Source organism: Clostridioides sp. ZZV14-6150 (assembly GCF_020657875.1).
Classification (GTDB): domain Bacteria; phylum Bacillota; class Clostridia; order Peptostreptococcales; family Peptostreptococcaceae; genus Clostridioides.
Genome location: NZ_JAGWDA010000019.1, coordinates 22,008 through 43,576, shown reverse-complemented (window position 1 = coordinate 43,576; position 21,569 = coordinate 22,008). Strand labels below are relative to the sequence as shown.

The window sequence follows — 21,569 nt, the reverse complement described above, 5'->3', positions numbered from 1 at the left end:
ACTATAATAGAAAGAAGTTACTTTAAATAAGTTGTTTTAAGTTTAGTACTTTTTTAAGGTAACTTCTTTATTTTCTTTTAGACAACAAAAAAGAGCCTTATGTAGCTCCTTTTCTAAAATATATATATTTAAATTAAATAATTATATTCTATTTACGTTTTCAGCTTGAGGTCCTCTATTACCTTGAGTTATATCAAAGCTAACCTTTTCGCCTTCTTCTAAAGTTTTGTATCCATCAGTTTGTATAGCTGAGAAATGTACGAAAACATCGTCTTCTCCTTCTACTGATATGAATCCAAATCCTTTTTCACTATTAAACCATTTTACTATTCCGTTTTTCATTATAAAAAAACCTCCGCTTTATTAAAAAATACAAACTAAATAAATTAAGTCTGTTCTATTAATATAGCATAAATTTTAAAAAAAAGCAATTAAAATTTTTAAAAAAGTTAATCAATTTTAGAATTTAAAAAATTTTGCTAAAAAATATATTAACAATGAAAGAAAATAAAATAGAAATCTGATGAGGTTTAGCAAATTTAATATCAAAAAATGTAATATATAAATTAAAAAATAAAGAGTAAAATATAAAAAAATAATAAAAAATATTATAAAATAGACTAAAAATAAAATTTAAAAATAGTGAAATTTCAGAAATATCACTATTATTATATAATAAAACAAAAAAACAGTGTATAAATTCGATAAAATAAAAATTAAATATATAATGTTTTACATATATATTAATAAAAGGAAATATTATGCTATAATAGTACCGTATAAAATTATTTACGGGGGTGGTATTAACATGTTTCAATTTGAAACACAAATACACAAATTAAGACATGATGTTTTAACTGCAATAGCTAGGCTTGGAAAAGAAGATAACCTTACAAGAGAAGCAATGGATAATATTCAATATGAAATAATAAAAGGCGAGAAACCTACATACAGATGTTGTGTTTATAAAGAAAGAGCTATAATATCTGAAAGAGTAAATGTAAGTATGGGACTATTGCCAGGTCAAGATAAAATAGATTTAGATACAATGGATGTAGGAGAAGATGAACAAATAATATATATTTTAGAAGCAGCATGTGATAGTTGCCCAATAAACGAATTTACAGTAACTGATATATGTAGAGGTTGTTTAGCACATAGATGTAAAGAAGCTTGTAAATTTGGTGCTATTACACATGTTGGGGGAATGGCTTATATAAATCATGAATTATGTAAGGCTTGTGGAATGTGTAAAAAAGCTTGCCAATATGATGCCATCTCAGAGGTTGTAAGACCATGTAAGAGTGTATGCCCAACTAATGCTTTAGGGTTTGATAGAGAAAATATGAAAGCTATGATACATGAAGATAAATGTTTAAACTGTGGTGCGTGTATGTCAGCATGCCCATTTGGAGCGATATCTGATAAGAGTTTGATAGCTCCAGTAGCTAGAAAATTAGTACAAAAAGAAAAAATGTACGCAGTAGTAGCTCCAGCTATAACAGGTCAAGTTGAAGCAAATGTTACATATGGTCAAATAAAAAATGCTATAAAATCATTAGGTTTTGTCGATGTACTAGAGGCAGCTTGTGGAGCAGATGCAGTTACAGTTCATGAAAGTTTAGAGTTTGCTGAAAGAATGGAAGAAGGAGACTCTTTTATGACAAACTCTTGTTGTCCAGGATTTGTTGGTTACATAGAAAAGACATTCCCAGACCTTGTAGGAAAAATATCTTCTACTGTATCTCCTATGATAGCTAGTGGAAGATTTATAAAAAATTATGAACCTGATGCAAAAGTAGTATTTATAGGTCCTTGTACAGCTAAAAAGAATGAAGCGGCTAAAAAGGAATTAAAAGGAGCTGTTGATTATGTACTAACTTTTGAAGAAATAATGGCACTATTTGAAGCATTTGATATAGACTTAGCTAAGTGTTCAAATGAAGATATAGATGATGCATCAATATTTGGAAGAGGATTTGGTGCTGCTGGTGGACTTACAAAAGCTATAGAAAATTATCTTGCTGAAAAAGGTATTGGAGTTAATTTCGAACCTGTAAAAATTTCTGGTTCAAGAGAGATTAAGAAGACAATGACTATGGCTAATTTAGGAAAATTAGAAGGAAACTTTATAGAAGGTATGATGTGCGAAGGTGGATGTATAAATGGTTCTGGTAAGTTCTTATCAGGTGCAAAGGTTAAAACCACTTTTGATAGAAAAAATTCTCAATCAACTAAGAAAAGTATTTTAGCAAATACAAAAATAAAAGATTTTAGTGATATAAATCTAGAAAAATAGATTTATAGATAATCATAAAAAATATAGATGGAGAATAGAGTTGTTCTAAGTTGTAATTTAACATTAGGATAACTCTATTTTTATTTAGATTTATATTAATATATTTAAGTGCTTAAAATAAAAATTAGATATATAATATTTTGTATATAACTTAACAAAGACCATGCCTATGTTATAATAATTTATGGAAATAAATAAAAAATACAATATACATAAGAGTATAAATATAGGTGAAATAGGTGGTTTATAGGGAGGAGTACTTATGTTTGAGTTTGAAACACAGCTAAAAAGATTGAAACATGAGATTTTAACAGTTGTAGCAAAGCTATCAATTGAGGAAAATTTAACAAAAGAGAACATAGAAAAAATTCCATATGAAATAATTAAAGGAGAGAAAGCAAGATATAGATGCTGCGTTTATAAAGAGAGAGAGGTAGTTCTTGAACGAGCACAACTTGCACTGAGTTTGACACCAAATACTAAATATGAAAATATAAATCCAGATTCAGTAAATTTAGGCTCCAATGAGCAAATTATGTATATAGTGGAAGCTGCATGTGATAGATGTCCAATAAATGAATTTACAGTAACAGAACTTTGTAGAGGGTGTTTGGCACATAGATGTAAAGAAGCTTGTAAGTTTGGAGCAATTTCTTATATAAATGGAAGAGCTTATATAAACCATGATTTATGCAAAGCTTGTGGAATGTGTAAAAGTTCATGTCAATATGATGCTATCTCAGAGGTTATAAGACCATGTAAAAGTGTATGCCCAACTGGTGCGTTAGATTTTAATAGAGATACTATGAAAGCTATGATACATGAAGATAATTGTATAAATTGTGGCGCATGCATGTCAGCTTGTCCATTTGGAGCAATATCTGACAAGAGTTTGATAGTACCAGTTGCAAAAAAACTTGCAAGAAAAGAAAATATGTATGCGATAGTAGCTCCAGCAATAACAGGTCAAATTGATAGTAACATTACATATGGACAATTAAAAAATGCTGTAAAATCACTAGGATTTATAGATATGATAGAAGCTTCTTGTGGAGCAGACGCAGTTACAGTTCGTGAAAGTAATGAATTCATTGAAAGAATAAAATCTGGAGATAAGTATATGACAAATTCATGTTGTCCTGGGTTCTTTAAATATATAGAGAAAATGTTCCCAGATGAAGTTGATAAAATATCTTCTACAGTATCACCTATGGTAGCCACAGGAAGATTCGTAAAAAAATTTGATTCTGATGCTAAGGTAGTATTTATAGGTCCATGTACTGCAAAAAAGAGTGAGGCAACTGAGGAATGTTTAAAAGATGCAGTGGATTATGTACTAACTTTTGAAGAACTAATGGCATTATTTGAAGCTTTTAATGTAGATTTGTCAAAATGCTCAAATGATGATATAAATGATGGTTCAATTTTTGGAAGGGGATTTGGAGCGTCTGGTGGGCTCACAAAATCAATACAGAATTATATTGCTGAAAAAGGTATCAGTTTTGATTTTGAGCCTATAAAAGTTTCTGGACCAAGACAAATTAAGAAAACAATGACAATGGCTAAATTAGGTAGATTAGAAGGTAATTTTATAGAAGGAATGATGTGCGAAGAAGGCTGTATTAATGGAGCTGGTAAATTCTTATCAGGTGTAAAAGCTAAAAATACTTTTGATAGAAAAAATGGACAGTCAACTAAGAAGAGTGTTTTATCTAATGATAAAATAAAAGAGTTTGAAGATTTAAATTTAGAAAGATAGTGTTAATTGATATTTTAAAAAATACTTAGTTACAATTATAAAACTAAACTATTTGTTATATTTAATGCCACAAATATGCCTAGAATTTGCCCTTTTTCTAGGTGTATTTTATTATGTCAGCATTGCTATACTATAAATATGTAATAAATAAAATTTATAGGAGCTTTTGGATGAAGAAAATAATATTAAAAGATATCATGTTTTTAATTACAACAGTATCTTTGATTGCAGTGCTATTGATTGTAGTAAATGTAACTGCTAATGGTAAGACAGAATCAACAAGTAAATCTTATTTAGATAGTGAGAAAAATAGTATGAGTCAAAATAATATTCAAAATGATATAGAAAATACTGCATTTAAAACTACTATACTAAATACTGGAAAGTCAGATTGCATATTAATTGAGATAGGCAAGAAAGCTATAATGATTGATACAGGAGAAGATAAAGATGGTGAACAAATAGTTAATAATTTAAAAGAAAAAGGTATAAATACGCTTGATTATCTAATTTTAACTCATTTAGATAAAGACCACATAGGTGGAGTTGATAGTGTGTTGTCCAGTGTTAAAGTGAATAATTTAATACAAGCAAATTATAAAAAAGATAGTAAACAATATGATGAATATATTAACTCGCTTAAAAAAACTGGTATAGAGCCTACAGTATTGAAAGAAAAAATGAATATTGTAATCAATAAAGCAAAAATAAGCATACAGCCAGCTTTAAAAAGTAATTATGAGAGTTCAAACGATTACTCGATAATCACTAGTATAAATTATGGAACACATAACTTTTTGTTTGCAGGAGATGCAGAAGAAGAACGTTTAGCTGAATTTATAAGTAAAAATACTTTAAAATACGATTTTGTGAAAATTCCTCATCATGGAAGGTATGATAAATTAAGTGAAGCATTTTTTAAATCTATTTCACCAAAATATGCTGCTATTACTTGCTCACAGAAAAAAGAACCTGATGAAGAAGTATTAGAAATATTAAAAAAATTAGATATAAAAACTTTTCTTACTTCTAATGGAGACATAGTTATAGATAGTGACGGAAATAAGTTAAGTGTAAGTCAATAGTGTTTTCTGAAAAATTGTATAAAAAAATTTAAAAAAATCATTAGCAAATATGAGACCTTAAACATAGTATATTTTAGGAGCTGAAACTCCACATACAAAATAACTAGGAGGTAACATATTATGTTGGATAGATTTTTTGGTGAAGGCGGATTTGGCGGATGTGCTTGGTGGATAATAATATTATTTTTCTTATTCTTAGCATTCCAAGACTGTTGGGCTGAAATGGACTTATGTGCATGGATACCTTTCTTAATATTATTATTAATACTTTGCGAATGTGGTGACGTTTTTGATGGAGGATGTGGATGCTAAAAAAATCAATTTAAATGATTTAAAGAAGCTTATGGTGGGTATAAACAAAATACCAAACCAATCACAATCTAGTGTTTGAAGGTAGTCGGATATCCCCCGCTACCTTCTTTTTTTATTATTCAAAAATTATTTATTCATTATTTTATTTACATACAATAATTTTCTCTAGAAAGTTTGGTATAATTAAAAAGAAAATAAATTTTATTTATAGGAGATGTAAATATGGCTATAGTGGATAAGATTTTCAATGAGATAAAACTTATGGTTGCAAGATTCTTATTGGGGAAAAAATACAGTGAATATGAAGAAAAAGATTTAGTATATAATACTGAAGAAGAAGTTATATTAATAACTTTAAAAAGATTAGTTTTCCAGGGAAATGTGAATGAAGCAGAAGAAATTTTATTTGATAAAGCTAAAACTGTAAATAGTGAAAATATGCAGTATATAGCAATAGAATTTTATACTATGCTTATGGAAAAAACTGATGAAGAATTAGAGTCTATGAATTTTTCTAAACAAGAAGTTTATCAAGGTATAGAAGATATTAGGAAGGTTTTAAATTTAGAATAAAGTATGTATAAAAATATTAAAATAAATTAACATTAAGATGAGAATATTATATTTAAATATATAAAATATAATATTCTTATTTTATTAATAATATAAGTATATCTTATTTACCATAAAACTATCTTGAAAAAAATTAATCTTAAATGTATAATATTACTTTGAGTGAAAAAGTATTAACATTTTTTTATAAGATGTTTTACTAAAAAAATATATATAAACATACTGTTATCAAAAAGAAATTTAATTTAGTGAGGTGTTAAGATGAAAATAGGATTTGACCACAAAAAATATTTAGAAGAGCAGTCTAAATATATCTTAGAGAGAGTAAATAATTTTGACAAGCTTTATTTGGAGTTTGGAGGAAAATTAATGGGAGACCTTCATGCAAAAAGAGTACTTCCAGGTTTTGATGAAAATGCAAAGATAAAAGTATTACAACATATGAAAGAAAAAGTTGAAGTTGTAATTTGCGTGTATGCAGGAGATATAGAAAGAAATAAAATAAGAGGTGACTTTGGTATCACTTATGATATGGAAGTTTTAAGATTAATAGATGATTTAAGAGGTTATGAACTAGATGTAAATAGTGTAGTAATCACTAGATTTGAGGGACAACCTGCAACGACTGTATTTATAAATAAGTTAGAGCGTAGAGGAATCAAAGTTTATAAACATTATCCAACAAAGGGATATCCTTCAGATGTTGAAACTATAGTTAGTGATGAAGGATATGGAGCAAATGATTATATAGAAACTACAAAGCCAATTGTAGTAGTAACAGCACCAGGACCTAATAGTGGAAAACTTGGTACTTGCTTAAGTCAGTTATACCATGAAAATAAAAGAGGAAATGTAGTTGGATATTCTAAATTTGAAACATTCCCAGTTTGGAATATACCTGTGAAACATCCTTTAAATATAGCTTATGAGGCAGCTACAGTAGATTTAAAAGACGTAAATATGATAGATTCATTCCATCTTGAAACTTATGGTGAAATGTCAGTAAACTATAATAGAGATTTAGAGTTATTCCCAGTGCTTAAAAAAATAATAGAAAAAATAACTGGAAAAGAATCAATTTTCCAATCTCCAACTGACATGGGTGTTAATAGAGTTGGTTTTGGAATAATAGATGATGAAGTAATAAGAAAAGCTTCTATAGAAGAAATTATAAGAAGATACTTTAAAACTGCCTGTGAGTATAAAAAGGGACAAGTTGATAAAGGTGCTTATGATAGAATGAAAATGATTATGGAAGAACTTAACTTAAAGCCAGAAGATAGAAACGTTGTTTTACCTGCTAGAAATTACAGTAATAAGTTAAAAGAAAATGCTGATAAAAATGATACTTGTCCTGTAGTGTCACTAGAATTAGAAGATGGGACAATATTAACTGGTAAAGGTTCTGACTTAATGAATGGAACAGCAGCAGCAGTACTAAATGCAATTAAACATTTAGCCAATATATCTGATGATATGCATTTAATATCACCTGTAATATTAGAGCCTATTATAAATTTAAAAACAAAAACTTTAGCAAGTAGAAATGTTTCACTTAGCTGTCAAGAGGTTTTAACTGCTCTTAGTATTTGCGCTGTAACTAATCCAACTGCACAATTTGCTATGGAAAAGTTAGCTTTATTAAAAGGGTGTCAAGCTCATTCTACTACTATATTAAATAGAGATGATGAACAAACATTTAGAAAGCTTGGTATAGATGTAACTTGTGACCCAGAGTATCCTTCACAAAATCTTTACTATAGCTAAAAATATAATTATACAAAAAAATATGGGCTGTTTTAAAGTAATAGTTTGAGCAGTCCATTACAATTATAATAAAATCAGTAGACTGTCTTGTATAAGGCAGTCTTTTATTTTTAAAACATCCCATTTAAATTAATATATATACTGTTATCCATAAGGAATTTTAATTTAGTTCCTTGGAATACCTATTGTAAAGCTTTTACCTAGTTTTTGCAAGTGTTTTTTATGATTTTTTATAAATTATATTGAATTAGTTGATTATAAACTATTTTAGTAAGAGAAAATATTGATATATAAATAAAATAAATGAAAAAATAGCATAAAGAAACATAAGTTTGGTATAATTAAAACAGTGATGTAAATAAATTTAATCTATTTATACTTTAAAAGGTGATAATAATGGAGCTTCATAGAAAAATAATTCATATAGATATGGATGCTTTTTATGCGTCTATAGAACAAAGAGACAATAAAAAATTAAAAGGTAGACCTGTGGTTGTTGGTGGAAATCCACAAAGCAGAGGAGTAGTTGCAACGTGTTCTTACGAGGCTAGAAAATTTGGCATACATTCAGCTATGCCATCCGCTGTAGCTTATAATAGGTGTCCATATGCAGTTTTTGTAAGACCTAGATTTGAGGTCTATAAAAGTGTATCAAATCAAATAAGAAATATATTTTATAGATACACAGATTTAGTAGAGCCACTATCTTTAGATGAAGCATATTTAGATGTAACGAAAAATAAAAAGAATATTGATTCATCAATTGAAATAGCAAAGCAAATTAAAAGAGATATATTTAAGGAAGTTGGACTTACCTCTTCAGCAGGTATCTCATATAATAAATTTCTTGCTAAGATAGCATCAGATTTAAAAAAGCCTAATGGACTGACTGTAATAAATGAAGAAAATGTTCAGGATTTTTTAGATAAATTGCCTGTAAGTAAATTTTTTGGTGTTGGAAAAGTCACTTCAAATACTCTTAAAAATTTAGGTATAAAAACAGGATATGATTTAAGATGTTTAGATTTATTTGAACTTGAGAGTATATTTAAGAAGAGAGGATATGACTTATATAAATTTGCGAGGGGTATAGATGACAGACCAGTAGAGCCAAATAGAGTTAGAAAATCTGTTGGAGCAGAGACCACACTAAGTCATAACTTAGATATTGACGAAGAGGAAACACGTAATATCCTTGATGAACTTTGTGAGGAAGTATGCCATAGATTAAGAAACTCTGAGAAATTTGGAAAGACGTTGACATTAAAAATTAAGTATGAGGATTTTACACAGATAACTAGAAGTCTTAGTTTAGAACATTATATTGATGAATATAATGATATAAGAAGTGGTGTTGACAATTTATTGAGAAATGTTGAAATGAATGGAAAACAAATTAGACTATTAGGAGTCACAATATCAAACTTAAGTGATAAAAAAGAAACTTATAAAGATATTACTTTATTTGAGTATATGGATAGTATTCAACTATAACTATTTGTTTAAATGAATGAATTAACACTAGTTTTAATTATATATAATTAAGGCTAGTGTTGTATTATTTTATCGAGATTTTTTTATTATTTTTTATATTTTTTGATTTTGAATATTGTATACAAATGCTTGGTATTTACAGTAATGTTTACTAATATGTATTAACCCAAAAGTCGTACTTTGTTTACATAAAGGGGATATTGTGATATAATTATAAAAACAACTTATTGCGATGACAAAGGTTGCTTGTCGAAAGAGGGGATGATAAATTATGATAGAGATAAGAAACGTAACCAAGAAAATGGGAAATAATGTAGTATTAGATGATATTTCTCTAGCCGTTGAAACAGGCACATTGGTGGTTTTAATTGGCTCAAGTGGTTGTGGGAAAACTACTACTTTGAAGCTTATAAACAAATTAATAAAACCTACATCTGGTGAAATATATATTAATGGTAAACCAATTTCTCAAGAAAATGAAATAGAACTTAGAAGGAAAATAGGATATGTTATACAGAACACAGGTCTATTTCCTCATCTTACAATAAAAGAGAATATAGAGTTAATTCCACGTCTAAAAAAGGAAAAGTCAGTTGAAGAAATTGAGGCAAGAACTTTACAACTACTTGAAATGGTAGGTCTTGATAGTGATGATTTTCTAAATAAGTATCCTTCAGAGCTTAGTGGGGGTCAACAGCAAAGAATTGGTGTTGCAAGAGCCATTGCAACTGATGCTGAAATAATATTAATGGATGAGCCTTTTAGTGCTTTAGACCCAATAACAAGAACATCTTTACAAGAACAATTATTTTCTCTTCAAGATGAACTGAAAAAAACTATAATATTTGTAACTCATGATATGGATGAAGCTTTAAAGATAGCTGATAAGATTTGTATTATGAAAGATGGAAGAATAGCACAGTATGATACTCCAGAGAACATACTTAGAAATCCAGCAAATGATTTTGTAAAAGATTTTATTGGAGAAGATAGAGTTTGGGATAATCCAGAATATATAAAAGCAAAAGATATTATGATAAAAAATCCTATTGCTGTTAATTCAACAAGAACTGTAACTCAAGGTATAGAAATTATGAGAAGCAGTAAGGTTGATAGCTTACTAATCATAGATAGAGCTAGAACACTAAAAGGTATTGTTACTGTAAAAGATATGAAAGATATTCATGATAAATCGACATTGCTTAGTGATATTATGTCAAGAGAGCCTTTGCATGTAAATGAAGGTGATAATTTAGTGGAAATACTAAATATAATGAACTGTAATTCAGTTGGATATATTCCAGTTGTTTCAAGTGAAAATAAACTAGTAGGACTGATTACTAGAAGTAGTTTACTTTCTGTTTTAAGTGAGCAATTCCTAGAAATGGAGGTGAGTGTCCTTGGGTAATTTTTTCAATTTTATACTATTGCAAAAAGATAAGATTATAGAGCTTTTGATACAACATATGAGCTTAACTGTTACATCCATTTTGATAGCTATACTAGTGGGTGTCCCTCTAGGAATAATTATTTCAAGAATCTCATCTCTTAGAAAAATTGTGCTTGGATTTGTAAACTTAGTTCAAGCAGTTCCATCAATGGCACTTTTGGGTCTTCTTGTACCAGTACTTGGTATAGGAAGCAAACCAGCAATATTTATGGTAGTAGTATATTCATTATTACCAATTGTAAAGAACACATATATAGGTATAACAAGTATTGACCCAGTAGTATTAGAATCTGCTAAAGGTATTGGTCTTACAAGAAACCAAACTTTATTTAAAATACAGTTTCCTTTAGCTTTGCCTATAATAATGGGTGGGGTTAGAATATCTGCTGTTACAGCGGTTGGTCTTATGACTCTTGCAGCATTTATAGGTGCTGGTGGTCTGGGATATTTAGTATTTTCAGGTGTACAAACTGTAAATAACAATATGATTTTAGCAGGAGCAATTCCATCATGTATAATTGCATTATTAGTTGATTATTTATTTAGTAAGATTGAAGTTGCAGTTACTCCAAAAGGGTTAAACCCAAAGGTTCCAAAGAAAAATTATATAGGACTTAAAGTAGTGTCTGCTATAATAATTATTGCAATGTTATTTGTTACTTTTGGTTCAAGTTTTTCAAGCAAAAAAGAGACAATAACTATAGGCTCTAAAGATTATACAGAACAACTTATTCTTGGTAATGTTTATGCTGAATTGATAGAGAAAAATACAGACCTTAACGTTAAAAAGAATTTAAATCTAGGTGGTTCTTCTGTTGCATTTAATGCTATTAAGTCTGGTGAACTTGATATGTATGTAGATTATACAGGTACACTTTTAGTAAATGTAATGAAGCATGCACCAATTAAAGATGCTGATGAAGCATATAAAGTTGTTAAAGATACTATGGAAAAAGAGAATCAATTAACTTTACTTGACCCTATTGGATTTAACAATACTTATACATTGGCCATGATGCCTAAAACTGCAGAGAAGTATGGAATAAACACTATTTCTGATTTAACTAAATATAGTAGTGACTTTACTTTCTCACCAACTTTAGAGTTTGAAAATAGAGAAGATGGTTTTGTAGGTATTTCTAGAGATTATGGTCTAAAATTCAAAGATGTAAAAGCTATGAATGGAAGTTTAAGATATACAGCTTTAGACAATGATGAATCTCAGGTTGTAGATGCATTTTTAACTGATGGTCTTATTAAAAAGTTTAATCTTAAGATATTAGAAGATGACAAAAACTTCTTTGTTCCATATTATGCAGCTCCATTAGTGAGACAAGATACTCTAAAGAAATATCCTGAGTTAGAGAAAGTGATGAATATGCTTTCAGGAAAAATAGATGAAGAAACTATGAGAGAACTTAACTATCAAGTTGATGAGCTTGGAAAATCACCAGAAGAAGTTGCTCATTCATTCTTAGTTAAAGAAGGTTTAGTATAGAAAATTAATAGTTTATATTATGAACTTAAGTTATAGATAGTATTTTAAATACTATCTATAACTTATTTTTTTTGTATACAAAACCTATATTATAGTTTTTAATTCATAATTAATTTTTAAATTGAATGAACAAGTACAACCAACTTTGAATATAAATATAGTAAGTGTGCTTATATACAATTTGCTTATCTAGTCAATTGATATTGATACATAGTCTTTTTTCGATTAAGTCGAAGGGAGGAGGTATACAGTTATGGATAATTATAAAAAAGTGAAGCAAGTGTTATGGATAATTTTATTTGCCAATTTTGCTGTAGCATTATTAAAAATAATTATTGGTAATAAAATTAAAAGCTATAGTATGACAGCAGATGGGTTTCATTCTCTGTCAGATGGAGCATCTAATATAGTAGGATTAATAGGTATTTTTTTTGCATCTAAACCAAAAGATAAAGATCATCCTTATGGGCATAAAAAATTTGAAATTATAACCAGTTTATTTATTAGTGGTATGTTATTTGTTATAGCAGTTAAGATAATTCTTAGTTCTATATCAAGACTAGCAAACCCAGTTACACCTTCTATAACTATAGAAAGTTTAATCGCTTTAGTCATTACTCTTTTTATAAATATTTTTGTCTGTATATATGAATATAGAGTTGGAACTAAACTGAATAGTTATGTCTTGATTTCAGATTCATTGCATACAAGAAGTGATATATTTGTGTCTTTAGGAGTATTGGTTACTTTAGTTGGTGTTAAGTTAGGATTTCCAGTAATAATAGAATCTGTAGTTCCTATTATTATTTCTGGGTTTATAATTTATTCAGCTTATGGAATATTTAAACCATCTATTGGAATTTTAGTTGATAGAGTAGCTGTAGATGAAGAGTATGTAAGGGAAATTGTATTTGAATTTAATGAAGTGAGAGATGTGCATAATATTAGAAGTAGAGGTAGTAAGAGTGTTATTTATATTGATATGCATGTAATGGTAGACCCATTTATAAGTGTAGAGCAATCTCATGACTTAACGCATAAAATTGAGAAACAAATACAAGAAGAAATTAATGAAAATGCTCAAGTAATAGTGCATATTGAACCTTTTTATAGTTTTTAATTTGACTATGAAGACCTAAGTATAAAAATTTATAATTCATAAAAAAAATATTATACCATAAATATTTTCTGAAAATATTTATGGTATAATATTTTTTATAGAGAAATTAAGTCTTAATATACCTAAGGAGGAATTTATTATGAGATACGTTGAATATGGAAAGACTGGGAAAATGGTTTCAGTAGTTGGATATGGAGGATTAAGATTTGATTTAGAGAAAAGCGACCAAGAAAATGCTGACTTAATTAAATATGCATATGAAAAAGGCATTAATTATTTTGATACAGCACCAGGGTATTGTGATGATAGAAGCGAGGATATATTTGGACTAGCATTTAGACAAATAATAAAAGGTGGTAAAACAGATTTTTACGTATCTACAAAAGGGAAGCCAAAAGAATACGACACAGCAGAAAAAGCAATTGATGCTGTAAAAAAGTCAATAGAGCGATTGGGCGTATCTAAAATAAATTTCTATCATATATGGAATATTAGAAAAATGGAACATTATGAATTTGCAATGAGACCTGGAGGTCAGTATGAGGGTCTATTAAAATGTAAAGAAGAAGGATTGATAGACCACATAGTATTTTCATCTCATCAGCCAGGAGATGAAGTCATAAAAGTTCTTGATGAAAATAAGTTTGAAGGTGTTACTATGGGAATTAATATATTAAACTTTCCATATAGATTAAAGGGTGCTAAACATGCTGTTGAAAATGGATATGGTGTTGTCGCTATGAATCCATTAAGTGGTGGAACTATTCCAAAGTACAATGAAGAGCTTTCTTTTCTAGCAAGAGAAGGTGAAAGTACTGTAGAATCAGCTTTAAGATTTAACATAGGAATTCCACAAATAAATATATCGTTAATAGGAGTTAATAAAAAGCAGGATATAGATGATGCTTGTAAAATTGCAGATGAGAACAAAATATATTCAGATAAAGATATACATGATATTGAAACTAGATTAAGTAAAAACATGAATGAAATATGTACAGGTTGTGGATATTGTAAAGTATGTCCAAAAGATATAAACACTCCAGCATATATGCTTTTCTATAATGAAAAACAGATGTTTAAAAAGAGTGATGAAGAAATGATAAAATCGGTTTATGGGCTAGCACATTGGAATTATACAATGAATAGTAAAGCAAAAGCTAAAGAATGTATAGCTTGTGGAAAATGTGAAATTGAGTGTACTCAGCATTTGCCGATAATTGCTAGGTTAAAAGAAATTAAACAATGGGAAGAAAATGGAGTTAATAATGTTACAGTATAATCAATTTATAATGTACTTAAAATTTGTATAGTATTTAATAATAGCTTAATTTATAAGGGTGTGTCTCAAAATGAACTTTTTAGTTCATGAGGCACTCTTTTTTGTATGAAATCAAATATATTTTCAGCATTTCAACAATGAAAAAGAGGCTTATCTCTATTTTGATACAGCACCTTATATTATGCTTTGATTTATTGTAGTGAAATTTTATCTACACTAACTGACAGCATCTATTTTTATATTGAATCATTCCAATATTTTACATTGAAATCACTTGCAAACTCTAATTTTATAGGCTTCCAATATATATTACACAAATAATTTTTATTTAATTATAGCTTTTAATAAAGTAAATATTGTGGTTGTAAATAAGGAATTATTCAATTACAATAAAACAAGTAAGGATATTATAAAAATGATTATTATAATTAAAAGAATAAATTGTAGGTAGTAACAAATCCTATATAATGAATGGAGGGTGATATATATTGAAAAATAATATATTTAAATATAAAAATGAGATGTTTTTATTTATATTAGTCACAATAACTTATTTAATAATAACGATAGCATTCTTTTCTAAAACTACAATATTTTATGATTTGAACAACACTTATGATGTATTATTAGATACAGATACAGGTGTACTATTCAATTTAAATGTATTTGCTATAAATCAAGATAATAGCAAGCATGTATTATTTTCAGCTATTATATCAATTTTTGCATATCCAATATATTTACTATGTACCTCGATAGCAAATCCAGGGACAACCGATTTTAATAGTGCTTATGGATTTGGATTGATTTGTCTACAAATAATAACTAGTGCTACATCTATAACTTTAGTTTTTAATCATATTAAAAAAATAAAAATGCAGAGATTAACTTTAATTTTACTTACTATGATAATGATATTTTCTTTTCCACAACTATTTATGACCTTGAATGTAGAAAGATTTATATATAGTCAGTTTACATTAATATTTTTTATATTTATTGCAAATAAAATGAATGGAAAAAACTCTTATTTAGTAGAATTAGCAGCTATACCATTATTTGGAATAACTATTAGTAATATATATTTGTATTTCTTTAACATAATATTTGAATTTAAGTTGAAAATAGGTAAAATATTAAAGCATTTAATTACATTTATTTTAATGGCATATATTTGTGTAGTTTCAACAAAATCTTATGAAAGTTTTATGAATCTTGGAAATGTAATACAATATGATACAAAGTTTATAAGTGGAGAGCCTATTTTAGAAAAAGTTGCAATGATTATAGAAAGATTATTGTATTCAGTTTTTTATTTTCCTGGAGCGGAGATTAAAAAAGGACTATTTTTGCAAAATGGAGAAGTTGCAACAATACCAGTTATTCTTACTTTATTAGCATTTTGTTTTTGTGTTTTAGCAGTTATTGAGAACTCAGAAAAAAGAGTTCCTAAGTTGTGTATGGGAATAATTTTATTTAATTTAGTTTTACATGGTATAATAGGGTACAATCTAACTAATTCAAGTATAATGACTATAAATTTTAGTTTTGCAGTTATAGTTTTATTAGCTTACTTTACTAAAGCACTTAGAAAAAATGAAAAAAGCATGTACAATATATTTTTATCATTGTTGCTAGTCACTATAATAATTAGTAATATCAATGGATTTATAGAAATTTTAAATATTGGGATAAAATCATATCCTGTTTAAAAAATAATGTTGAAAGGGTAGTAAGTTTATGAAACAGACAAATACAATAATTAATCTTCTTACTAAAATTTCAGATTATATAAGATTAATGAGAATAAAGCAGTATATAAAGAATTTATTTATATTTGCTTCTATAATATTTTCAAACAATATACTAAATATAAGTCTATTGTTAAATACATTTATAGCTTTTGTGTGTTTTTGTTTGATATCATCATCAGCATATGCATTAAATGATGCTATAGATATGGATAAAGATAAAAAACATCCTAAAAAACGTAATAGACCAGTAGCAAGTGGAAGAATAAGTAAAAGAAGTGCGAATATATTATTTGTTGTTTTAGCTCTAATTTCAATTTGCTTGTCAACGATTATTAATTTCAAACTGACTATAATTCTCATTTTATATTTGATAAATAATATATTATATTCTCTTAAGTTAAAGAATATAATTCTATTAGATGTGTTTTCTATATCTCTTGGTTTTATACTTAGAGTTTATGCAGGATGTGTAGCTATAGATGTTAGATTATCAAACTGGATAATATTATGTACATTTTTTTTATCTCTGTATTTAGCTCTTGGAAAACGTAAAAAAGAAATAATAATTTTAAAAGATGATGCAGTTGAGCATAGAAAAATACTAGAAGATTATGATATAGAAAATTTAAATCAAATGATGATAGTTATATTAAGTTCTACAATTGTATGTTATGCATTATATTCTACAAGTAATCCAGAAAAGCCAGATATGATATTTACAACAATATTTGTAGTTTATGGTGTACTTAGATATAATTATATAATTAATAAAACAAATGAAGGAAATCCTACTGACATTGTACTAAAAGATAATGCTTTAAAAATAAACGTAATTTTATGGGTAATTGCATGTTTAATAATATTAATTTTTTAGTGATAGGGTGGGGAAATACTTATGAAAAAAGGTGTATTATTGCTCGATATAGATTATACTGTTATAAATACTGATAGTATGGTAGACTTTTTTATTTATTCTTTAAAAAATAAAACACTTAAGACTATTATAAAATTGCCATACATAATTTTTACTCTAATCATGTATTTGGTTAAAATAGTCCCTTTGAAAAAAGCCAAAGAGGCAATCTTTTATCCAATAGTAGATTTTAGCGAAGATGAGTTAAAAGATTTTTTTGATAGTTGTATAATGAAAAAAATTAATGAGTCTATGAAAAAAGTAATTTATAAAAACAAAGAAGAACATAATGTTGTAATTATGATAACTGCATCTCCATATGCATATATGAAGTACTTTAAGTACTATGATTTTGCAGATGAGGTTATAGGTACGGAACTATTTTGTGAAAATTCAAGATACAAAAACCAATTCATTGGCGAAAACTGCAAGGGAATTGAAAAAATACAGAGAATAAATGCTGTATTAGATAAACTTGGAATTGAGATTGATTATGAAAATTCATATGCATACTCAGACTCCAAAAGTGATTTACCTATGCTTTCCTTAGCTAAAAATGCATTTTTGGTTAACAAGAAAAATGGTGAGGTTATAGAACAAATAAATTCGTAGCTTTATATCACTTAGAATAGGAGGGGATAGTTTGGGATATTTGCACATATTAATTTTGTCTATGGTTCCTGTAACAGAATTAAGAGGAGCCATTCCTATAGGCATTGCAATGGGCTTAAATCCTATATGGGTTTATGTATTTAGTGTGATTGGTTCTACCTTGGTATCAATTCCCTTGATATTGACGTTTAGACACATCTTGCAGTTTTTGAGAGGGAAAAAGTTATTTAAGGGACTTGCTAACACAATTGATAAAAAAATAAATTCAAGAATGAAGAAATTAAAAAGCGTTTCAATAATAGGTATAATACTATTTGTAGGTATACCACTTCCAACAACAGGAACATGGACTGCATCTGCGATAGCCTCAATCCTAAAAATGAGAATAAAAGATGCTTTTATAGGGGTATTTTTGGGCAATTTATTGTCTGGAGTTATAGTATCAGCCCTTTCTCTACATATAATATAAAACTATCCAATAGTATATTTGGATAGTTTTTTTATGAAAGTATGTGAAAAATATTTTTTATTTAGGCAAAATATTTAAATTCATTTGGTATTAAAATATTTACTATGATAAAAGAAATATAGTATAGTATTATTTATGAGGAAATTAATTTAAACTTGTCTATCAATAAAATAAAGTTTTTATATAAAATGTATTTTTAATAGTAATAGATTTAAATATTAAATTATTAAGGAGGTTTTAAGATGGAAAATTCAAATACTGATTTAGGTCGTGAGAATGTGGGTAAATTGCTTTTTAAATTGGCTACACCAGCTATTATTGCACAAATTGTAAATGTTTTGTACAACATAGTAGATAGAATCTTTATTGGTAGAATGGAAAGTGGAGAAGTTGCTATGGCAGGTGTCGGAGTAGCATTTCCTATAATAATTATAATAACTTCATGTAGTTATTTAATTGGTATGGGGGGAGGTCCTCTAGCTGCTATAAAAATGGGCGAACAGGATAATGATGGAGCAGAGAAAATAATGAGTAATAGTTTTTCTGTGTTAGTTATTTTGGCGATACTTTTGACTATAGGCTTTCAGATTGGAAAAGAACCCTTACTTTGGCTATTTGGAGCAAGCGAATCTACAATTGGATACTCAATGGATTATTTGAATATTTATTTAATAGGTACAGTATTTGTTCAAATTTCATTAGGTATGAATACTTTTATAAATACTCAAGGATTTGCGACAACGGGTATGATTACGGTTGCTATAGGAGCTTTGATAAACATAATACTAGACCCAATTTTTATATTTGGATTTGGTATGGGAGTAAAAGGAGCTGCATTAGCCACTATAATTGCACAAGGAGTTTCTGCTATTTGGGTATTGGTATTTCTATTTGGAAAGAAAAGTATACTTAAGATAAAAAAGAAATACATGATGCCTAAAGCAAGTATTATTTTACCAGTATTGGGGCTAGGAATTTCTCCTTTTATAATGCAATCTACAGAGAGTTTAGTGCTTATAGCATTAAATAGCAAATTACAGATGTATGGAGGCGATTTAGCAGTAGGTTCAATGGCAATAATGAGTAGTATAATGCAAATTCTTATGCTTCCTAACATGGGATTTACACAAGGGGCACAGCCGATAATAAGTTACAATTATGGTTCAGGACAGATTGATAGAGTAAAAAAGACCTTTAAGTTATGTTTATTGTCATGTTTTACATATTCTGCAATTTTGTGGATTCTACTTATGATATTCCCTACGGTTTTTGTCAGTATATTTAACAAAAATCCACAATTACTTAGTATGACTAGTTGGAGTATAAAAATATATTTTGCTGGTTCTTTTATGTTTGGAATACAATTAGCTTGCCAGCAAACATTTTTAGCGCTTGGAAAAGCAAAAATATCTTTAATTTTAGCTCTTCTTAGAAAAGTTGTGCTTTTAATACCTTTAATATTTATACTTCCAATGTTTTTTGATGAAAAACTTTTTGCTGTACTTTTAGCAGAGCCAGTTGCCGATATAACAGCAGCTACTATTACAGCAATTTGTTTCTTTATATTTTATAAAGGTTCTCTATCAAAACCTAAAGCAATACAGGAGTAAAATCTAAATAGTATAAGGTTTTTAGGAGAATATCTTATTAGATAAAAATTAAAATTTGTATTTTAATTTAAGAAGATATTTTTTATAATTTACAAAGATATAAACTAGAATTAAAATTTAAAATTATAGTAAGAAAAATGTAAGTATTTGCAATATTAATGGTATAATATTTACAGATATGATAATCAATAAGAGGAAAGGATGTTTATATAATGGAAAATGATTTAACAATGCAAGAGCTACTTGAGCAACAAGAGCAAGTGTTCAGCAAAGTGAAAGTTGGGGAATTGATAACTGGAAAAATAACTGCAGTGAGAAATGACGAAGTACAACTAGAATTAGGTTATGGGTTTGATGGAATAATACCTATAAGTGAATTAAATATAGAAAAAAATCAACCTATAGAAGATTTGTATCATATAGATGATGAAATAACTGCTATAATAACAAAAGTATCTCAAAAAGATGGAACAATAACTTTATCTAAGTTACAGTTAGATAGAAAAAAAGATTTTGCTGATTTACACAAAGCTTATGATGAACATAGAATAATAACTGTAAATGTTGAAAAAAATATAGAAAAAGGTGTATTTGCTAATTACAATACATATACATTTTTTATACCAATTTCTCAGCTTGACACAAAATTTATTACAGATACGTCTAAATTTGTTGGTCTTAACTTAGAAGTATATATAAAAGAAATGGATGCTAGAAAAAATAGATTTGTAGCATCTCATAGAGACGTATTACAAGAACGTATAAATAAAGAGAGAGAAGAAAGAAGAGTTCAAATTAAGGCAGAAAAGGAAGCCGAAAGAGCTAGAATTAAACATGAAAGAGAAGAAGAAAAAGCTCGTATTAAATTAGCTAAAGAAGAATTATTTAATTCTCTTGAAGTTGGTCAAAAAAGAGATGGTAAAGTAACAAAGATAATGCCTTATGGTGCCTTTATAGATATTGGTGGAATTGAAGGATTAGCACATATAAATAACCTAGCTTGGGCAAGAGTTGAAAGTGTTGAAGATGTTGTCTCTGAAGGCCAAGAAGTGGAAGTTTATGTATTAGATGTAAATCAAGAAACTAAAAAAATTGCACTAGCATTAAAAGATATAAACAACGACCCATGGGATTTAATAGCAAAAGAATTACAAGTTGATGATGTTGTTAATGCTAAAGTTCTTAGAATTATAGAAAAGGGAGCCTTTGTTCAGATCAAAGAAGGTGTAGATGCTTATTTACCAATTTCTGAATTGAGTGATACTAGAGTAGCTAAAGTTACTAATGTTGTTAATATTGGAGACGAAATTAAAGTTAAAATTCTTGATTTTAAACCAAAAACTAAGAGAATGTTAGTTTCAATAAAAGAGGCAACTAGAGAACCAGAAGAAGATATAACAGAGTTTTTAGAAGTAGAAGAATCTCTAGGAAGTATTGGAGAATTATTTAAAGATAAATTTAAAGACTTAGAAATATAAAATAATCAAAAAGGGGGGCTGTTTTAAAACATTACTCTGTCTATTTTGACAGCTTTAGTTTTAAAATAGCCCTTTAACTATCTACAAAATTTAT

The 21,569-nt window shown here is 27.8% G+C and carries 18 protein-coding genes; 17 read left to right on the top strand and 1 reads right to left on the bottom strand.

All coding sequences use genetic code 11. From position 1 onward, the window contains the following. Positions 1–141 precede the first annotated feature (141 nt). Positions 142–342 carry a cold-shock protein gene (locus tag KGF41_RS17845; RefSeq protein WP_227436749.1) on the bottom strand — a complete coding sequence of 67 codons (201 nt, stop codon included), beginning with the start codon at positions 340–342 and terminating at the stop codon, positions 142–144. Positions 343–808: 466 nt separating this feature from the next. On the opposite strand from KGF41_RS17845, the gene KGF41_RS17840 reads away from it, so the two are divergent. The 17 genes from KGF41_RS17840 (at position 809) to KGF41_RS17760 (ending at position 21,475) form a co-directional block, all read left to right on the top strand. After that, positions 809–2,299, top strand: coding sequence for a 4Fe-4S dicluster domain-containing protein (locus KGF41_RS17840; RefSeq protein WP_227829854.1), 1,491 nt, complete (start codon positions 809–811; stop codon positions 2,297–2,299). A 262-nt stretch (positions 2,300–2,561) separates the two neighbouring features. Then, positions 2,562–4,058: a 4Fe-4S dicluster domain-containing protein gene (locus KGF41_RS17835; protein ID WP_227841404.1), complete on the top strand. Its 1,497-nt coding sequence runs from the start codon at positions 2,562–2,564 to the stop codon at positions 4,056–4,058. Positions 4,059–4,228: 170 nt separating this feature from the next. Continuing rightward, a complete protein-coding gene (locus KGF41_RS17830) occupies positions 4,229–5,143 on the top strand; it encodes an MBL fold metallo-hydrolase (RefSeq protein WP_227829852.1) in 915 nt (304 codons plus the stop codon). Positions 5,144–5,263: 120 nt separating this feature from the next. Further along, entirely contained in the window at positions 5,264–5,455 is a 192-nt protein-coding gene (locus KGF41_RS17825) for a hypothetical protein (protein ID WP_003418667.1), read from the top strand. A 222-nt stretch (positions 5,456–5,677) separates the two neighbouring features. Beyond that, positions 5,678–6,028 (top strand): DUF6483 family protein, encoded by a 351-nt coding sequence (locus tag KGF41_RS17820; RefSeq protein WP_227842975.1) that lies wholly within the window; start codon positions 5,678–5,680, stop codon positions 6,026–6,028. Between the two features lie 261 nt (positions 6,029–6,289). Further along, positions 6,290–7,795 carry a DUF1846 domain-containing protein gene (locus tag KGF41_RS17815; protein ID WP_227840885.1) on the top strand — a complete coding sequence of 502 codons (1,506 nt, stop codon included), beginning with the start codon at positions 6,290–6,292 and terminating at the stop codon, positions 7,793–7,795. 396 nt (positions 7,796–8,191) lie between these two features. Next, a complete protein-coding gene (gene dinB / locus KGF41_RS17810; protein WP_227829849.1) occupies positions 8,192–9,289 on the top strand; it encodes a DNA polymerase IV in 1,098 nt (365 codons plus the stop codon). 271 nt (positions 9,290–9,560) lie between these two features. Then, entirely contained in the window at positions 9,561–10,697 is a 1,137-nt protein-coding gene (locus tag KGF41_RS17805; RefSeq protein WP_227829848.1) for an ABC transporter ATP-binding protein, read from the top strand. Next, complete coding sequence (locus tag KGF41_RS17800) at positions 10,690–12,237, top strand: glycine betaine ABC transporter substrate-binding protein (RefSeq protein ID WP_227829847.1); 1,548 nt, start codon at positions 10,690–10,692, stop codon at positions 12,235–12,237. The genes KGF41_RS17805 and KGF41_RS17800 overlap by 8 nt, the downstream gene beginning before the upstream one ends. A 253-nt stretch (positions 12,238–12,490) precedes the next feature. After that, the gene (locus KGF41_RS17795) at positions 12,491–13,357 is read left to right on the top strand and encodes a cation diffusion facilitator family transporter (protein WP_227829846.1); all 867 of its coding nucleotides are present in this window, start codon (positions 12,491–12,493) and stop codon (positions 13,355–13,357) included. A 139-nt stretch (positions 13,358–13,496) separates the two neighbouring features. Further along, the gene (locus KGF41_RS17790; RefSeq protein ID WP_227857026.1) at positions 13,497–14,639 is read left to right on the top strand and encodes an aldo/keto reductase; all 1,143 of its coding nucleotides are present in this window, start codon (positions 13,497–13,499) and stop codon (positions 14,637–14,639) included. A 488-nt stretch (positions 14,640–15,127) separates the two neighbouring features. After that, positions 15,128–16,351 carry a DUF6080 domain-containing protein gene (locus KGF41_RS17785; RefSeq protein ID WP_227857025.1) on the top strand — a complete coding sequence of 408 codons (1,224 nt, stop codon included), beginning with the start codon at positions 15,128–15,130 and terminating at the stop codon, positions 16,349–16,351. Between the two features lie 28 nt (positions 16,352–16,379). After that, a complete protein-coding gene (locus KGF41_RS17780; protein WP_227829843.1) occupies positions 16,380–17,267 on the top strand; it encodes a decaprenyl-phosphate phosphoribosyltransferase in 888 nt (295 codons plus the stop codon). Between the two features lie 21 nt (positions 17,268–17,288). Then, positions 17,289–17,918, top strand: coding sequence for an HAD family hydrolase (locus tag KGF41_RS17775; RefSeq protein WP_227829842.1), 630 nt, complete (start codon positions 17,289–17,291; stop codon positions 17,916–17,918). 31 nt (positions 17,919–17,949) lie between these two features. After that, a complete protein-coding gene (locus KGF41_RS17770; protein ID WP_227829841.1) occupies positions 17,950–18,387 on the top strand; it encodes a COG2426 family protein in 438 nt (145 codons plus the stop codon). 242 nt (positions 18,388–18,629) lie between these two features. After that, positions 18,630–19,997 carry an MATE family efflux transporter gene (locus KGF41_RS17765; protein ID WP_227829840.1) on the top strand — a complete coding sequence of 456 codons (1,368 nt, stop codon included), beginning with the start codon at positions 18,630–18,632 and terminating at the stop codon, positions 19,995–19,997. Positions 19,998–20,209: 212 nt separating this feature from the next. Then, on the top strand, positions 20,210–21,475 hold the full coding sequence (locus KGF41_RS17760) for a 30S ribosomal protein S1 (protein ID WP_227829839.1): 1,266 nt from the start codon (positions 20,210–20,212) through the stop codon (positions 21,473–21,475). Positions 21,476–21,569 lie beyond the last annotated feature (94 nt).

What these genes read in the sequence shown, in the direction of transcription:
- KGF41_RS17845 (WP_227436749.1), bottom strand. Translation starts at nt 342, where the DNA reads ATGAAAAACGGAATAGTAAAATGGTTTAATAGTGAAAAAGGATTTGGA.
- KGF41_RS17840 (WP_227829854.1), top strand. Translation starts at nt 809, where the DNA reads ATGTTTCAATTTGAAACACAAATACACAAATTAAGACATGATGTTTTA.
- KGF41_RS17835 (WP_227841404.1), top strand. Translation starts at nt 2,562, where the DNA reads ATGTTTGAGTTTGAAACACAGCTAAAAAGATTGAAACATGAGATTTTA.
- KGF41_RS17830 (WP_227829852.1), top strand. Translation starts at nt 4,229, where the DNA reads ATGAAGAAAATAATATTAAAAGATATCATGTTTTTAATTACAACAGTA.
- KGF41_RS17825 (WP_003418667.1), top strand. Translation starts at nt 5,264, where the DNA reads ATGTTGGATAGATTTTTTGGTGAAGGCGGATTTGGCGGATGTGCTTGG.
- KGF41_RS17820 (WP_227842975.1), top strand. Translation starts at nt 5,678, where the DNA reads ATGGCTATAGTGGATAAGATTTTCAATGAGATAAAACTTATGGTTGCA.
- KGF41_RS17815 (WP_227840885.1), top strand. Translation starts at nt 6,290, where the DNA reads ATGAAAATAGGATTTGACCACAAAAAATATTTAGAAGAGCAGTCTAAA.
- dinB (WP_227829849.1), top strand. Translation starts at nt 8,192, where the DNA reads ATGGAGCTTCATAGAAAAATAATTCATATAGATATGGATGCTTTTTAT.
- KGF41_RS17805 (WP_227829848.1), top strand. Translation starts at nt 9,561, where the DNA reads ATGATAGAGATAAGAAACGTAACCAAGAAAATGGGAAATAATGTAGTA.
- KGF41_RS17795 (WP_227829846.1), top strand. Translation starts at nt 12,491, where the DNA reads ATGGATAATTATAAAAAAGTGAAGCAAGTGTTATGGATAATTTTATTT.
- KGF41_RS17790 (WP_227857026.1), top strand. Translation starts at nt 13,497, where the DNA reads ATGAGATACGTTGAATATGGAAAGACTGGGAAAATGGTTTCAGTAGTT.
- KGF41_RS17780 (WP_227829843.1), top strand. Translation starts at nt 16,380, where the DNA reads ATGAAACAGACAAATACAATAATTAATCTTCTTACTAAAATTTCAGAT.
- KGF41_RS17775 (WP_227829842.1), top strand. Translation starts at nt 17,289, where the DNA reads ATGAAAAAAGGTGTATTATTGCTCGATATAGATTATACTGTTATAAAT.
- KGF41_RS17765 (WP_227829840.1), top strand. Translation starts at nt 18,630, where the DNA reads ATGGAAAATTCAAATACTGATTTAGGTCGTGAGAATGTGGGTAAATTG.
- KGF41_RS17760 (WP_227829839.1), top strand. Translation starts at nt 20,210, where the DNA reads ATGGAAAATGATTTAACAATGCAAGAGCTACTTGAGCAACAAGAGCAA.